15 protein-coding genes are annotated in these 15,461 nt (G+C 70.4%); 10 read left to right on the forward strand and 5 right to left on the reverse strand.

The genetic code is table 11. From position 1 onward, the window contains the following. Nucleotides 1–63: 63 nt before the first annotated feature. Nucleotides 64–1,293 (reverse strand): threonine ammonia-lyase, encoded by a 1,230-nt coding sequence (ilvA, locus tag GGE06_RS21370; RefSeq protein WP_184931473.1) that lies wholly within the window; start codon nucleotides 1,291–1,293, stop codon nucleotides 64–66. Between the two features lie 149 nt (nucleotides 1,294–1,442). Here ilvA and GGE06_RS21375 point away from each other — a divergent pair, with 149 nt between their 5' ends. From GGE06_RS21375 to GGE06_RS21385, 3 genes are all read left to right on the forward strand, one after another. After that, nucleotides 1,443–1,970, forward strand: a complete 528-nt coding sequence (locus tag GGE06_RS21375; protein WP_181924531.1) for a MarR family winged helix-turn-helix transcriptional regulator — start codon at nucleotides 1,443–1,445, stop codon at nucleotides 1,968–1,970. A 31-nt stretch (nucleotides 1,971–2,001) separates the two neighbouring features. Next, on the forward strand, nucleotides 2,002–2,472 hold the full coding sequence (locus GGE06_RS21380; protein ID WP_116159153.1) for a sigma factor-like helix-turn-helix DNA-binding protein: 471 nt from the start codon (nucleotides 2,002–2,004) through the stop codon (nucleotides 2,470–2,472). Nucleotides 2,473–2,587: 115 nt separating this feature from the next. Beyond that, nucleotides 2,588–2,839, forward strand: coding sequence for a hypothetical protein (locus GGE06_RS21385; RefSeq protein ID WP_116159154.1), 252 nt, complete (start codon nucleotides 2,588–2,590; stop codon nucleotides 2,837–2,839). A gap of 34 nt (nucleotides 2,840–2,873) precedes the next feature. On the opposite strand, the gene GGE06_RS21390 is transcribed toward GGE06_RS21385, so the two are convergent. Then, nucleotides 2,874–4,028 (reverse strand): cystathionine gamma-synthase, encoded by a 1,155-nt coding sequence (locus GGE06_RS21390; RefSeq protein ID WP_116159155.1) that lies wholly within the window; start codon nucleotides 4,026–4,028, stop codon nucleotides 2,874–2,876. 72 nt (nucleotides 4,029–4,100) lie between these two features. Here GGE06_RS21390 and GGE06_RS21395 point away from each other — a divergent pair, with 72 nt between their 5' ends. From GGE06_RS21395 to GGE06_RS21415, 5 genes are all read left to right on the forward strand, one after another. Beyond that, complete coding sequence (locus tag GGE06_RS21395; RefSeq protein ID WP_184931474.1) at nucleotides 4,101–5,210, forward strand: hypothetical protein; 1,110 nt, start codon at nucleotides 4,101–4,103, stop codon at nucleotides 5,208–5,210. Between the two features lie 178 nt (nucleotides 5,211–5,388). Beyond that, nucleotides 5,389–6,987, forward strand: a complete 1,599-nt coding sequence (locus tag GGE06_RS21400; RefSeq protein ID WP_116159157.1) for a M48 family metallopeptidase — start codon at nucleotides 5,389–5,391, stop codon at nucleotides 6,985–6,987. 71 nt (nucleotides 6,988–7,058) lie between these two features. Beyond that, on the forward strand, nucleotides 7,059–8,174 hold the full coding sequence (locus GGE06_RS21405; RefSeq protein ID WP_184931475.1) for a DUF4034 domain-containing protein: 1,116 nt from the start codon (nucleotides 7,059–7,061) through the stop codon (nucleotides 8,172–8,174). 93 nt (nucleotides 8,175–8,267) lie between these two features. Next, the gene (gene msrA / locus GGE06_RS21410) at nucleotides 8,268–8,933 is read left to right on the forward strand and encodes a peptide-methionine (S)-S-oxide reductase MsrA (RefSeq protein WP_184931476.1); all 666 of its coding nucleotides are present in this window, start codon (nucleotides 8,268–8,270) and stop codon (nucleotides 8,931–8,933) included. A 157-nt stretch (nucleotides 8,934–9,090) separates the two neighbouring features. After that, complete coding sequence (locus tag GGE06_RS21415; RefSeq protein WP_184931477.1) at nucleotides 9,091–11,325, forward strand: protein kinase domain-containing protein; 2,235 nt, start codon at nucleotides 9,091–9,093, stop codon at nucleotides 11,323–11,325. A gap of 30 nt (nucleotides 11,326–11,355) precedes the next feature. On the opposite strand, the gene GGE06_RS21420 is transcribed toward GGE06_RS21415, so the two are convergent. Then, entirely contained in the window at nucleotides 11,356–11,796 is a 441-nt protein-coding gene (locus GGE06_RS21420) for an AfsR/SARP family transcriptional regulator (RefSeq protein WP_184931478.1), read from the reverse strand. A gap of 174 nt (nucleotides 11,797–11,970) precedes the next feature. Between GGE06_RS21420 and GGE06_RS21425 the strand changes: the two genes are divergently transcribed. Both GGE06_RS21425 and GGE06_RS21430 read left to right on the forward strand, forming a co-directional pair. Continuing rightward, nucleotides 11,971–12,348 (forward strand): peptidase inhibitor family I36 protein, encoded by a 378-nt coding sequence (locus tag GGE06_RS21425; protein WP_181924532.1) that lies wholly within the window; start codon nucleotides 11,971–11,973, stop codon nucleotides 12,346–12,348. Nucleotides 12,349–12,440: 92 nt separating this feature from the next. Then, nucleotides 12,441–12,893, forward strand: coding sequence for a hypothetical protein (locus GGE06_RS21430; protein ID WP_184931479.1), 453 nt, complete (start codon nucleotides 12,441–12,443; stop codon nucleotides 12,891–12,893). 161 nt (nucleotides 12,894–13,054) lie between these two features. Here the strand turns inward: GGE06_RS21430 and GGE06_RS21435 are convergent, their stop codons facing one another. Then, a complete protein-coding gene (locus GGE06_RS21435; RefSeq protein ID WP_116159163.1) occupies nucleotides 13,055–13,729 on the reverse strand; it encodes a hypothetical protein in 675 nt (224 codons plus the stop codon). Between the two features lie 12 nt (nucleotides 13,730–13,741). Then, nucleotides 13,742–15,460 (reverse strand): Hsp70 family protein, encoded by a 1,719-nt coding sequence (locus GGE06_RS21440; RefSeq protein ID WP_184931480.1) that lies wholly within the window; start codon nucleotides 15,458–15,460, stop codon nucleotides 13,742–13,744. Nucleotide 15,461: the final 1 nt, after the last annotated feature.

A 15,461-nucleotide genomic window follows, 5' to 3' on the forward strand; every position in this document is an offset into this window, starting at 1 on the left:
GTACAGGCGGAGGAGGCGTAGGGGCCAGGAGCCGTAGAGGCGGAGGAGGCGTGCGCGGGGGCGTCAGCCGAGCACCGTGTACCCGGCGTCCCGCAGCGCCTCCTCCACCTCACGGCAGTGCTCCGGGCCCTTCGTCTCCAGGTGCAGCTCGACCTCCGCCTCCGTCAGGCCCAGGCGCGGATCGGTCCGTACGTGGCTGACGTCCAGGACGTTCGCGTCGACCACCGTCAGGACCGCGAGCAGGGTCGCGAGCGCCCCCGGCCGGTCCGTGACGCGCAGCCGCAGGCTCAGGTAGCGGCCTCCGGCTGCCATGCCGTGGCGCAGGATCCGCTGGAGGAGCAGCGGGTCGACGTTCCCGCCGGAGAGGACCGCGACGACCGGCCCCTCGAAGGACTTCGGGTCGGAGAGGAGGGCCGCCACCGGGCTCGCGCCGGCCGGTTCGACCACCAGCTTGGCCCGCTCCAGGCAGAGCAGCAGCGCCGAGGAGAGCGCGTCCTCGGAGACCGTGCGTACCTCGTCGACGTACTCCTGTACCAGGGCGAACGGCACGTCGCCCGGGCGTCCGACCTTGATCCCGTCCGCCATCGTCACCGGCGAGTCGATCACCACCGGGTGCCCGGCGGCCAGCGAGGGCGGGTAGGCGGCCGCGCCCTCCGCCTGGACGCCGATCACCTTCACGTCGGGGCGCAGCGACTTCACCGCGAGCCCGATGCCGGCCGCGAGTCCGCCGCCGCCGATGCCGACGAGGACCGTCCGCACCTCGGGGCACTGCTCCAGGATCTCCAGGCCGACCGTGCCCTGACCGGCGATGATGTCGGGGTGGTCGAAGGGGTGGATGAAGACCGCGCCGGTCCTCAGGGCGTACTCCTCCGCCGCCGCGAGCGTCTCGTCGACGACGTGGCCGTGCATCCGGACGTCGGCGCCGTACTGCCGGGTCGCCGCGACCTTCGGCAGCGGGGCGCCGACCGGCATGAAGACGGTGGCGTGCACCCCGAGCAGTTGCGAGGCGAGCGCGACGCCCTGCGCGTGGTTGCCCGCGGAGGCCGCGACGACCCCGACCGCCCGCTCCTCGGGCCGCAGCCCGGCGATCCGTACGTACGCCCCGCGCAGTTTGAAGGAACCGGTCCGCTGGAGGTTCTCGCACTTGAGGTGGACCGGGGCCCCCACCAGCGAGGACAGATGGCGGCTGCCCTCCATCGCCGTCACCCTGGCCACCCCGGCCAGCATCTTCTGCGCCCCGCGCACGTCGTCGAGCATCAGCCGGTGCAAGGGGTGTGGCATACGGAAGCTCATGACAGCAAGTCTCGCAGCTCACGGCCCCCGTGGCCGCCCGGCGGGCGGGCCGCCGAACAGGTTTGCGCAGCGCAGGTACGGACCCCGGCGGGGCCGCGTACTCTGTCCCCCACCGACCGACCTCCCCCGCACGAGAGAGACCCACAGCCATGCCCCATTCCCAGGACATGACGACTGCGCTCGACCCCGGTCTCCTCGATGCCCTCCAGCACCAGGTGGCCGTCTTCGCCCGGCGCGCCGAGCAGACCCGCCTCGGCGGCACCGGCCAGCTCCGCAACTCGATGGACCGGGCGGCGTACCTCCTCCTCAACCGCCTCGACCAGGAAGGGCCGATGGGGGTGAAGGCGCTCGCGGCGGGCATGGGGATCGACTCGTCCACCGTGACCCGCCAGGTCGCCCCGCTCGTCGACACCGGCCTGGTGAAGCGGACCTCGCACCCGGAGGACGGGCGGGCGGTCGTCCTGCAGCTCTCGCCGCGCGGCCTGGCCCGCCTGGAGGAGGTCCGCTCCTCGCGCCGCCAGCTGATGGTCGAGGTCACGGAGGGCTGGACGCCGGACGAGCGGGAGTCCTTCTGCACCCTGCTCACCCGCTTCAACACCGCCCTGTCCGCACGGCAGTCGGGGCACGCCGGCCACGCGCCGGCCGCGACCGGGAGCGAGTCCGCGCAGACCTCTTGACCCCGCACCCGCACTGTCCTCAGATGAGGAGGTGCGAGAGCAGCAGCGCGGGCGGAGTGCCGAACACGCCCACCGCACCCGGGAGTTCGACGCGTTCGTGGCCGGGGCGGCGGGCCGGCTGCTGCACGCCGCGACGCTGCTCACCGCCGAGACCCGCGCCCGCAACCCGTACGCCCAGGCCCTGTTGACCACGGCGCTCGCTCATACGTACGCGGTGTGGGACCGGCTGCGCGACGAGGACCCGTACGACCTCGCGCGCCGCGATCTCGCCGCCCGCTTCGCCCGCACCGCCTGGCGCCACCACGGCGGCCAGGGCGGGGTGCTCGCCGTGCTCTCCCCGCAGGAACGCCTCGTCGTCGTCCTGCGGCTGTACGAGGGCGTCGCGGAGGAGCAGGTGGCGGCCCTGCTGGGCCTGTCGGAGCCCCGCGTCCGCGCGATCTGCGCCCGCTCGGTCGCGACGCTGAGGAGCACGGCCCGCCGGGACACCGGGGCCGCCGCATGAGCGGGTACGAGGACGCCGCGAGGAGTCGGCGCACGGCCGCCGAGTACGGCAGGCGCATGCGTGCCGCGCGGCGCCGGCGCGGGACCGCCGCGTACAGCCGGCGCGAGGTCCGCTCATGAGCCGGTACGAGGACAAGGAGGCGGCGGTGCGGCGGTTGCTCGACACGCCGCATCCGACGGTTCCGCGGGACCTCGCGCTGCGGGCCGCCGAGCGCGGGGCCCGGCTGCGCCGGCACGCCCGGCGGGTACGGCGCGTGCTGTGGGCCCTGGGCGCGGTCGCCGCGCTCGCCTTCGTGGTGTGGGCGTCGATCACGCACCCGTGGGAGGTCCCGCCGGCGGAGACGACCCCGCCGCTCGACGGGCTGTGACGGCCGGGAGGCCCGGCCGTCACAGCGCGCGGGACTAGCCCAGCGCCTGACGCAGGTCGGCGAGCAGGTCCTCGACGTTCTCGATGCCCACCGAGACGCGCACGAGGTCGGCCGGGACCTCCAGGGCGGAGCCCGCCACGGACGCGTGGGTCATCCGGCCCGGGTGCTCGATGAGGGACTCGACTCCGCCGAGCGACTCACCGAGGGTGAAGAGCTTCGCGCGGTTGCAGACCTCGACCGCCGCCTCCTCGCCGCCCTGCACGCGGAAGGAGATCATGCCGCCGAAGGACCGCATCTGCTTGGCCGCGATCTCGTGGCCCGGGTGCTCCGGGAGGCCCGGGTAGAGGACCTGGGTGACCTTCGGGTGCTGGGTCAGCATCTCGACGATCTTCTCGGCGTTCTCGCTGTGGCGGTCCATGCGCACGGCGAGGGTCTTGATGCCGCGCAGCACGATCCACGAGTCGAAGGGACCGGCGACCGCGCCCATCGCGTTCTGGTGGTACGCGAGTTCCTCGCCGAGCGCCTCGTCCGCGGTGACCAGGGCGCCGCCGACGACGTCGGAGTGGCCGCCCATGTACTTGGTGAGCGAGTGCACGACGACGTCCGCGCCGAGCGCCAGCGGCTGCTGGAGGTACGGGGAGGCGAAGGTGTTGTCGACGACGAGCTTCACGCCGGCCTGGCGGGCGACGCCGGCGACGGCCTCGATGTCGGTGATGCCGAGCAGCGGGTTCGACGGGGTCTCGACCCAGATCAGCTTCGTGCGGTCGTTGACCGCGGCGCGCACCGACTCGATGTCGGAGGTGTCCGCGACGGAGAAGTCGACGCCCCAGCGCTGCACGACCTTCGCGAACAGCCGGAACGTGCCGCCGTAGGCGTCGTTCGGGATGACCACGTGGTCGCCGGGCACGAGGAGCGTGCGCAGCAGGCAGTCCTCGGCGGCGAGGCCGGAGGCGAAGGCGAGACCGCGGCGGCCGCCTTCGAGGGCCGCGAGGTTCTCCTCCAGGGCCGTACGGGTGGGGTTGGCGCTGCGGCTGTACTCGTAACCGCCGCGCAGCCCGCCCACGCCGTCCTGCTTGTAGGTGGACACCTGGTAGATGGGCGGGACGACCGCGCCGGTCAGCGGGTCGGCGGTGTTGCCCGCGTGGATCGCGCGGGTCTCGAAACTCTGATGGGAGTGCTGGTCGCTCATGGGTCAGGAGCGTAGTCCCGTACGCCTCCCGCCGCTTCAAACGTCTCACCGGGTGTCCTGGACAATGGACACATGGACATTCTCTGGTTCCTGATCGCGCTCGGCCTGCTCTTCGGCGTCCTCGGTCCCTTCGTGCTGCGCCGCAGGGGCGGCGCCGGGATCCGGCAGGTCGCGCCGGGGGCCCCGGACGCGGCGGACCCGGAGGCGTACGGATTCGTCCGGCAGGAGGACCAGGACGTGCGGCTGCCGGGCGCCGACGACGAACTCCTCCACGTCCTCGACGTCGTGCAGGCCACCCAGGACTGGCGGCCGGCCTCGCGGCTGCTCGCCGCCACCGGCGCGGAGGGCGAGGTCCGCTGGCAGCGCGTGCAGGCCTTCGCGGGCGCGGCCTCCCTGGAGCTCCAGGAGCGGCCCGGCGTCGGCGGCGCGTGGCTGCGGACCTGGCGGGCGGAGGCCCCGAAGGACGCGGGCGGCGCGGCCGTGCACGCCGAGTTCCTGGTGCAGCAGGCGTGGCGCTCCTCCTCGGCCGGGACCGACGACTTCCGGATCATCCTGGAGGAGGCCCTCAAGGTCACCGAGGAGGCGGCGCTGCTCGCCCCCGGCGACCCCGTCCCGTACATCACGCGGCTCGCGGTGGCGCGCGGACTCGGGTACGGGCACGAGGAGTTCGACCAGGTGTGGGCGAAGGTGATCGACCGCGCGCCGGAGCACATGGGGGCGCACCTGGCGGCCCTGCACTACTGGTGCGAGAAGTGGCACGGTTCGCGCGAGGAGGCCGACCACTTCGCGACGACGGCCGCGGCGCGCGCCCCGCGCGGCTCGCTGCTCGCCGCGCTGCCGCTGTTCGCGGTGTTCGAGCACGTGCCGGACGTGGTGCTCGTGCAGGACTTCTGGCGTACGGCGGTGGTGTCGAAGGCGATGGACGGCGCGCTGTACGCGGTCCACTCGGCCCGCCCCGCCGACCCGATGCTGGCGCACGTCCGCCATCTCCTCGTCTGGTTCCTCGTCCGCTCGGAGCGCTGGGCCGAGGCCATGCACCAGTTGGTGCGGGTCGACGGGCACGTGGGCGCGGTGCCGTGGACGCTGAGCGGCGACCCGGCGGCGGAGTTCACCGTCTTCCGGAACCTGGCGGTCGCCGGCTACGAGGCGAACGGCGGCAGCCCGGCGACGCTGCCGCGCTGACCTGCTCCTACCGGCGGACGGGCTCGGCTCCGGGCGACCTGACGGATGTGATCGCGGCGACCGAAACCGAGTGGACGCCGTACTCGCCCGTACGCGATACTCCGCACTCCCCCCACGCACTTCGAACAGTTGTTTTTCGGCGTCTCGCCGATCCTTTCCCGTGGGGGGACTCTGCCCGATGGGCGCGACCCTGCGTGCCGTGCGCGCGCTCGTACTGCTCTCCGGTTTCTATCTGCTCGGCCTCGGCCTGCTCGCCCTGCTCGGCGCCGCCGACTGGGCCGTCGTCCTGTGGGCGCCGGCCGCGATCCGCATCAAGGTCCTCATCGTCTCCGTACTCCTCGCGATCCCCGTCGTACGGGGCATGGCGATGCTGCGCACCCCGCGCGACGAGGAGCCCGGCGGCGTCCTCGTCACCGAGGCCGACGAACCGCGCCTGTGGGCGACCGTCCGCGAGCTGGCCCGCGAGGTCGGCACCCGCGCCCCCGACGAGATCCGGCTGACCGCCGACGTCAACGCCGCCGTCACCGAGGACGCCCGCCTCCTCGGCCTCCTCGGCGGGGTCCGCAGGCTGTACCTGGGCCTGCCCCTGATGGCCGGGCTCGACGAGGCGGGACTGCGCGCCGTCCTCGCCCACGAGCTGGGCCACTACGTCAACTCCGACACCCGGCTCGCCGGCCTCGGCGTGCGCGGGCGGGTCCAGGTCGGTCGCATGATCGAGCTGTTCCACGCCAAGGCCGACGCCAAGGTCGACAAGGAGCGGGCCCGCCAGGAGCGCAAGTCCGAGAAGCGGATCGCCCGCGGCAAGAAGGCCAAGGAGATCGACACCGAGGGCGCCGGCGTCACCTACCGCACCATGGCGAGGATCTACAGCGCGTACGGCCGGCTCTACCTGCGCTCCACCACCTCCGGCGCCCGCCGCCAGGAGCTCGCCGCCGACCTCGCCGCCGCCCGGATCGCGGGCCGCGACGCCACCGCGCGGGCCCTGCGCTCCATCCCCGCGATCGACGCCGCCAACGACCACTACCTGTCGTCGTACGCCGCCCTCGGCACCGACTTCGGGCTCCTGCCGGCGCGCGGCGAGGTCTTCGGCGGCCTGCGGCACCTCCTCGCGGCCCGCGCCGACGAGGTGGCCGGGCTGTGCGAGGAACTCCCCGACGAGCCGGCCTCCCCGTACGACTCGCACCCGCCGGTCGCCGAGCGCGTCGCCCGCATCGAGGCGCTCCCCGACGACGGCCGCGCCACGGAGGGCTCCGGACCCGCGCTCGGGCTGCTGACCTCGCCCGAGGCCGCCCTCGGCGCGATCGAGGACGTGTCCCTCACCCCGGAGGCCCAGCACATGCGCCGCCTGGACTGGCCCGAGCTGGTCCACGAGGCGATGAGCGCCCGGGTGGCCCGGGGCACGGAGGAGCTGCGCGCGGCGGCGGGCGCGGGGGCGGGCTCGCTTCCCGCGCTGCTCGACGCGATCGACGCGGGCCGGACCTGGGAGATCGCCGACCGGCTCCCGAAGTCCGAGAAGGCCGCGGCGGCGACCGGCCGCGCGGCACGCGAGTTCGCCCGGCCCGCGCTGCGCCGGGGCCTGTCGGCCCTGGTGACGGACGAGCTGCTGCGCTCGGGCCGGGCCCGCTGGGAGCTGTCCTGGACCGGCCCCGCCACCCTGACGCTGCCCGACGGCACGGCGGACGCGCTGCCGGCCGCCCTCGACGCGGCGACGGCGGACCTGCCGGACACGGGCCCGCTGCGGGCGCTGCTGTCACAGCAGGCCCCGCTACCGCTCTGAGCGTCGCTCTCCTCCTCTCTCTCCCCCCAGCTCACGCTCTCCTCTCCCCCAGCTAAGGAACCGACTGCCCGATGGCCCGACTCATCCCGCTGACCGTGCTCGCGGTCTGCCTCTACTTCTGGTTCAAGTCCCGCCGCGCGGCGAAGGCCGGCGGTTCGGGAAGCTCCACCGCCGGGTCCGCCCGGAACAAGAACGTCGAGGCCGCCGCGAGCCTCGGTCTGCTGCCCGCCGACCGACTCGACGTCGAGGAGATCAACCCGCCGTCGCCGGAGCGCGCCGCCGCCACCGCGACGGTGCGGTCCGGTGACTGGGCGGCCGGTGCCGCGTATGTGGAGGAGGCGGGCCGCGACTGGTACGAGCGCGACCGCCGCATCAGCCTCCTCGCCGAGGCGGCCGTCGAGGACGACGCCTGGCTGCTGGCCTGGCGCCGCGAGCGCCCGGAGGACCCGGCGGCGGCCGCGGTGCACGCCTGCTCGCTGGTCTACCTGGCGTGGGAGATCCGCGGCTCCAAGCAGGCCCGGCACACCACCCAGGAGCAGTTCGCCTCCTTCCACCGGGTCCTCGAACAGGCCCGTGAGGCCTTCGCGCGGGCGCAGGAGCTGGCGGGCGACGACCCGACCCCGTTCATCGACGAGCTGCCGCTCGCCATGGGACTCGGCTACCCGCACGAGGCGTTCGAGAGGATCTGGACCGAGATCGAGAAGCGCGACCCCCACCACTTCTCGGCGTACGGCAGCGGCCTGCAGTACTGGTGCCGCAAGTGGTGCGGCTCGCACGAGGCGGCGCTCGCGTTCGCCCGGCGCGGGGCGGAGAAGGGCCGGCCGGGGCAGCTGCTCACGCTGTTCCCGCTGGAGGCGTACTTCGAGCAGGAGTCGTACGAGAGCGACATCGAGCCCCAGGAGTTCTACAACCGGCCCGAGGTGGTCGCCGCCACCGACGCGGCGCTCGCCGACGTGGCGGCGGCCGAGCAGGTGCTCGACGCGCGGGACCCGCGGATCGTGCAGACCCGGCACCTGCTGGCCTGGATGCTGTACTGGCAGGACCGGTACGAGGAGGCGCTGGCCCAGTTCCGGCTGGTGGACGGGCACATCGGCTGCCGGCCGTGGACGTACTCGGGCGACCCGAAGGCCCGGTACACGAAGGTGCGCGACTACACGGCGGCGGAGGTCCTGAAGAAGCGGGGCTGACGACGGGGCGGAGACCCGGGGCGGGCGGGGCCGGGAATCCCGCCCGGCACCGGACTGTTGACACTCCTGCCGACCGTCGAGGAGAGATGCAGCATGTTCCTGTCCCGCACCCCCGTCCTCCCCACTCCCGAGCAGGCCCTGCGCGGCCGTCCGGAGCCGGAGTTCTCCGTGCCCGAGCGCCACACCGTCCTCGGCAACCCGCTCCTCGGCCCCTACCCGGAGGGCCTGGAGGTCGCGGACTTCGCGCTGGGCTGTTTCTGGGGAGCCGAGCGCAAGTTCTGGCAGACCGAGGGCGTCTGGACGACCCTCGTCGGCTACCAGGGCGGCTACACGCCGAATCCGGCGTACGAGGAGGTCTGCTCCGGCCTGACCGGGCACACCGAGGTCGTCCGCGTCGTCTTCGACCCGTCGAAGGTCTCGTACGAGACGCTCCTGAAGCTCTTCTGGGAGTCCCACGACCCCACGCAGGGCTTCCGCCAGGGCAACGACGTCGGCACCCAGTACCGCTCGGCGATCTACACCCACTCCCCCGCCCAGGCGGACCGGGCCGAGGCCTCCCGCGAGGCCTACCAGAAGGTCCTGACGGGCTCCGGCTACGGCGAGATCACCACCCACGTGCTCCCGGCCGACGAGACCCGCCCCTTCTACCCGGCGGAGGCCTACCACCAGCAGTACCTGGACAAGAACCCGGCGGGCTACTGCGGCATCGGCGGCACGGGCCTGTCCTGCCCGATCGGCGTCGCGAAGGCCGAGGGCTGACCGAAAGCGCCGGCATCGCGTCGTTCCGGCATCTCAGCGCATAGACGGCCGACTACGACCGCGCACGCCTATGGTGGCGCAGTCCCGTGCCCAATAGGGTCACTCTCCCGTGGGCGGGCAGCCGCCCGCCCACGAAGGATCCAGCGGGTGGGAACACATGAACAAAGCCGTCATCGTCGGCATCGACACGTATGCCGACGCACCCCTCTTCGGGTGCGTCAACGATGCAAAGGACGTGGCCTCCTGCCTGTCCTTAGGCCAGTACGACTTCGACAGTCTGGTCCTGCTGAACGGCCGTGCCACGCGGGCCAACATCCTCAGGGAACTGAACCAGATCGCCTACAGCGACGAGCACCACGGGAAGGGGAGCGTTCTCCTTTTCTACTTCGCGGGGCACGGCCAGGTACTCGGCCAGGCGGGGCACCTGGTGACGCATGACGCAGAGAACTTCGACCCGGGGATCGCGCTGGCCCAACTGGCCCAGCTCATGGAGTCCGCCAGCCTCAAATTCGATCACGTGGTGTCCATCCTGGACTGCTGTCACTCCGGCTCCGCCTTCACCTGGTCGAACAGCCGCCCGCTCAGCCCCGCCGACGTGGAGCGCGAGGTTCGGGCCGTCAACGAGAGTCGCTGCGTGCTCGCCGCCTGCCGGCCGGAGGAGGGCGCGCAGGAGGTGAACGGGCGGGGCGTGTTCACCGACATGTTGACGGACGCTCTACTCGGCGCCGCGGTGAACTGGGATGGCGATGTCACCCTGATGAGCATCTACGAGTACGTCGCCAACGCCATGCCCGAGGAGATCCAGACTCCCGTCTTCAAGGGAGATGTGGCGGGCACGGTCGTGATCGGTCGTGGTTTCGAGCCACGACAAGGCCGTCAGATCGACAAGAGCGAGCTGAACCAGGTCCTCTCGAAGGCCCAGAACCTGATCGACCAGTACTACTACCTGCAGCTCGCGGAACTAACCGAACGCACCGTGCGGCTCTCCGGGGGAGCAAAGAGGTGCGCGACCGAACTCGAGCGGGTCGTGGAATGGTTCGAGGAGACCGAGCACGATCTGCCCGACGTACGCCGCCACCCGGACTGGGACGACCTAACCCGCCGGCTCAGGGAGTTCCGCAAGCACCTGTCTGAGGTCAGCGTGGGTGAGGAGACCCGGTTCGGCAAGATCATCCGCCATATCGGGCACGGCGGCTACGGGCATGTGTGGGAGGCCGAGAACGAGCAGGGCGAGCGCTTCGCCGTGAAGCTCTTCCACGGAAATGAGCTCGACGACGCCGTCAAGGTGCAGCGCTTCGGCAACGGGTACCGCAACATGCGCGATCTGCACCACCCACGGATCGTGCGTGTGCACAAGATCACCGCCGCGCCCTACGGATTCAGCATGGACTCCATTCAGGGCGACAACATGCGCAAGTTCTACATAGAGCGGAACGGCAACGCCGAGGCCATCGTGCGCCTCATGATCGACATCTGTGAGACGGTGCAGCACGCCCACGCCCAGAAGGTCCGGCACCGTGACATCAAGCCGGAGAACATCATCATCTCCTACGGCACGGATGGACACCTGGAGCCCTATCTGACCGACTTCGACCTGGCATACCACGAGACGAACCGCACGATGACAGCCAACTTCGGCGTCGGTGGAGTGCTGAGCTACGCCGCTCCCGAGCAGCTGTACGAGCCCAACGCAAAGACAGCCCGCAGCGAGACCGTGGACGTCTTCAGCCTCGCTCAGCTGATGTTCTTCCTGATCACGGGTCGGGACCCCAACCCGGAGAACTTCACGAAGAACCACGAGACCCTCGCCCACGAACTGTCCAACTGGGTCGACGACCGCGCATCCGAGCAGCTCCTGGAGCTGTACAAGAGCGCCACGGCAAAGGTACCGGCCGAGCGACCCCAGACAGTGATCGACTTCGTCTCCCCGCTGCGCTCAGCCGAGGCGATCATCCAGGTCGCCAGCGGTTCCGACGACGTGCCCGAGGAAGACCTCTGCCGCCGCGTCGGCCAGCTCTACGTCGGGATGGGCAAGTACGAGGCCGGCGACGGGCAGGTACGCATGCCCAGTCAATCGGGCCAGGTGGAGATCGTCGCCCGTGTCAAGTCGCTCGGCGCGGCCAAGACCGCGGTCGTGGAGATCGAGTGCTCGGTGAACGGGAACATCCCGGTGGGTTCGTTCAAGTCCGGAAAGTCCGCCCGCGAGACGATAAACAACCGCCTCGACAAGATGCTGGCGAAGCGGCACGGCCACACCGTCCAGCGTCACCCCGGAAGCAAGGGCGCGTACCAGGTGTTCGTGACGATTCCCGACGTGAAGTTCGACGTCAGCGGTGTCACTCGCGTGTGCGACATCATCGGCACGACGGTCAGCGGCATCGAAAGCTGGTAACGCAGGAGTCTTGAGCCGGAGCACGTCCACTCAGGACCGGCCGCCGCCGCAGGTCGCCATGGAGCACCAGCGGCGGCGGCCCGCCGTCTCCAGGAAGAGCCGGCCGCAGTCGTAGCTCGGGCAGGCGCGGAGGGTGAGGCGGCGGGGGGCGGCGAGGCCGAGGAACTCCCTTACGTCCACGGCGTGTTCGGTCGGATCGACCGCGTAGCCGTCGTGCCGGGTCTCGACGGTGACGCCGTACGGCTTGAGCGCGGCCCACAGGCGGCCGACGTACGTGTGGAGGGTGGCGCGGGCGGTCTCGGGCGGGGCGCCGCTGCTCCACAGGAGGCCGGCGAGCCGTTCGGTGGGGACGGGCCGGCCCGCCTCCAGCAGGAGGATCGCGAGCAGGCACCGCTCCTGACGACGATTGCCGATCCGCACGCGGCGCCCTTCGTGACGGGCCTCGAAGGGCCCGAGAAGGGCGAAGTCCATGGTGCCGGTCACCCTATGGGCGCTGCAGGCGCGCCCGACAGTCGCAAGACGCAGTCGCGAGCCGACTCTCCGCCAGATCTGGCCACGTCGAGTAAAGCTCTGACCGCAGAGCGTATCGGTAGCGGTACGTTCCCCGGGCATAGACCGTTCGTCACACCTCTCGAGAGGAACGACATGCGTCGCACCCTGATGTCCGCTCTGACCGCGTGTTTCGCCGCGGCCCTCACCCTCGGAGGCCCCGCCGCCGGCGGCGCCTCCGCCTTACCCTCGGGCACGGCCGCCTGCCCGAGCGGTTACCTGTGCGTGTGGGACCAGATCAACTACCAGGGCAACATGTACAAGTTCTCCGGCTCGAACTCCTCCTGGGCCGCCTGGGCGATCAACAACCACGACTCGTCCTGGTACAACCACGGCACCTCGGGCCTGAACGCCTGCGTCTGGCAGTACGAGGGCTACTTGGGCAGCGTCAAGGTCATCCGGGCCGGCACGTCCTCCCCGAGCGACTCGGGTCACGCCCACCTCGGCAGCTCCAACAGCTGGGGCAACTGCTAGCCGAGCCGACGCCCGGCGGTGGTCAGGATGTGGTCAGAGGGCGAGGGGAAGGTCAGGGCGTTCGCGTTCGCCCCACCCTTCGAGGAGTCCTCATGAAGCGTCACCTTCTGCTGTCGCTGACCGCCGTCGGCACACTGCTCGTCACCGCCGCACCCGCCTCCGCGAACGGGGCCGGCAGCGGCTGGGAGCCCGCCCCCTCCGCTTCCTGGGCCTATCCGACCGGTGCGCGCTGCGACTTCACCGTGCAGGGTTCGCCCGTCGTCGACGAGGTCGTGCGGCGGACGCCGGCCGTGTACGAGGACGGGACGAAGGTCGTCGAGTACAAGGGCGATCTGGTGGTCCGCGTCGTCAACTCCTCGACCGGCGCCTCGTACGACGCCGACGCGAGCGGTCGGGCGATCGTCGAGGTCCGGCCGGACCGCTCGCAGGCCTGGTACGTGGTCGGGCCGATCCTCACGGGTTTCGGCGAGGGCGGCGGGAACGTGCCACGCGGCCTGTACACGGTCGACGGCGCCTACACCCTGGAGGTCTCCGCCACCGGGTAGAAGACGCTGGACCTGCTGCACGGCACGACAGTCCCGCTCTGCGACAAGGTGGCGTGACGCGCGTGACTTGTCCGATCGGCGTCGCGAAGGCCGAGTAGGACGCCATAGGCAGCCGGGCCGCCTTCCCGTCGGGTCCGATCTCATCGATCGGACCCGACGGTTCAGGAAGCCGATGTCCGCACGCGCTGCCGAGAGTAGGTCGTACCCCCGGCCACGTATGCCGGCGCCACCACGAACTCCACCGGGTCCGACTCGTCACACCTCGCCCACGCCTGCTGGCGGCTCTCGTCCAGCGGAGCACCCGGAATGTGATCGAACTCCCAGAATCCTCTGGTCTTCATGCGAACCGACTCGGCCACGATCCCTCGCGCCTGTGTCACCAGCCTCTGGACGGTCTGAGCCAGCTCGTGGTCCGCCCTGACCCCCAGGATGCGACGGACGCGCCGCTCGCTGACATCGGCCCGTCCGAACAGTTCGCTGCACAGCCCCGCCACCATACGAGCCGTCCTGTCGGGCGGGATGTCACCGTGCTTCTCCTTCACGGCCTTCCGGGCGACGCCGTAGAGGCTCTGCTCCACGAAATTGACATAGCGGTCTGCCAGGGTCCGGTGCGACTCGGCCTCCTCCGTGTCGAGGTCGGTCCGGAAAGCCGTCCAGCTCGCCACCACGAGATCGAGGCGCGCTTCCAACCCGGCTACGGTCTGGCGCAGTTCCTCGACCTCCGCCTGCACGGAGCCGATGTACGCACGGAGTTCCGTCGTATCTCCGACCACCGAGTCCAGCATCGCTTCGAGCCGGCTGAACCGCCCGTCCGGCCCTCGTGTCTCCTCGTGCACGATTCCCCCTGCTCAGCTCAGCGGCTCGAAGTCCAGAACCGCCTCGACCTTCTCACCCGACTCCTGCAGGACGGCGGTGACCTGGATCTCCGTCTCGCCGAACTGCAGGGACACCTGAACCTTCCGCCGACTGAGCGGCAGGTGCATGACCGATGACAGGTCCACTCGGAGACTGCCGATCTTCTGGGACCCCTTGTCCGTGACGTACTGGGGATACCCCTCACGAGCTGCGTAAACAACCAACGACATGGCGTCCTGATCCGGCCAGATCGGCCATTGACCACGGGTCACCCAATTCCCCACAGGAATCGATTCACCACCACGCACGTACACGGAGAACCGATTTCGGCACAGCGGGTAATCGGGGCCCTCGTATCTGTATTCCTCAGGATCGACGCCCGGCCGGAATCGAGTGGTTGAGGCGATCCCGTAGGTCATCCGCGCCCGCCTGGCCCGGATCTGCGGGCTGCATGCGTAGTGGACCGCACCGAAGAGAACCGCCGCCTGCGGGTCGGGCGGGACGAGCAAGTCGGCCCGCCCTTCGAGGTGCTGCTGCAGCCTTTGCCGAAGGTAAGGCGAGTTGCCGAAGCCACCGACCAGGACCACGAGCTCTTTGCCCGGCGCGTTTCTGCGCTGACTCCGCATCTCGCCGAGCTGCTTGTCCACGAGGGACAAAATTCCTGGGACAACCTCCTCGAAGAGCTCTTGCGCCTCCTTTGCAGTGATGACGATCTCATCGGTGACACCATCTTGCAGCTCCGCGAGCGACTTCCGCGACTCCTCATCCAGGCAACGGTCGATGCTCACCGGAATCGAAATGATGATCTCGTCGTCATGCTCGGCTGAAAAGTGAAGCTTCGCTTCCTCCCATTTTTCGATGATCCCCAGCAGGGCGGCCGGCTGCTGATCATTGATGCGGTCGATCGCATCGTAGGAGCCGAAGCGCGGAACGAGCACCTTCTCCAGAAAGGCCTGATTCACATATTCCGAACCGAATTTCCCGCCGCACTCCCGCCCGATCTCCTCGAGCTTGTTACCGGACACGGCACGGTACGCGGTGATGTCGACCGTTCCACCACCGCAGTCGGCGACCAGAAAACGGGACCCCACCGACATGAGGCTCGGCCTCTTCCCGGTGAACTGAGCCGTACGGGCGCCCGATACCCTGGCATGGTGGGCCGCTACTTCAGGCTCGTAGGCGAGCAGTAGTCGTTTCGGGTCGTCCGGCAGTCCCGCGGCGACCGCCGCCTCCCTCATCAGCTGCTTCTCGTAGTCTCCCCAGATGGCGGGAACGGTGAGACACCACCGGATCTCCTCCTCGGTGAAGCCGCTCGCGGCGACCTCCTCGACGGCCAGGCGGAAGATCTGCTTCAGATAGAGGGTGACGAGGTTCTTCGCCTCATCGGCGGAGAGGGACGTCGCGGTCAGTTCGCCGACTTCCATGCCCTCGGTCGACGCGGGCGCGAGAGACATCTTGAACGCCTTCAAATACCGGACGTCAGGGCCGGCGGAGCGCGAGTTGAAGCGGCGACGCGCTTCGTACCCCCAGGCGAGCACGTCACCCTCGCTGTCGAGAAGAAGCGCCGTGAGGTTCTTCGCGGTGGGGGCGGGCTGATCCTTCCAGCGCATGTACGGATGAACCTGCCGCTTGTCGTCATCGATCAGAGCCCATGCGTAGCCCGTGCCATGAGTACCGAAGTCGATGGCCACAGCCACCTTCTGCTTCTTCACA

Origin of the sequence: Streptomyces nymphaeiformis (assembly GCF_014203895.1) — a bacterium.
GTDB lineage: Bacteria > Actinomycetota > Actinomycetes > Streptomycetales > Streptomycetaceae > Streptomyces > Streptomyces nymphaeiformis.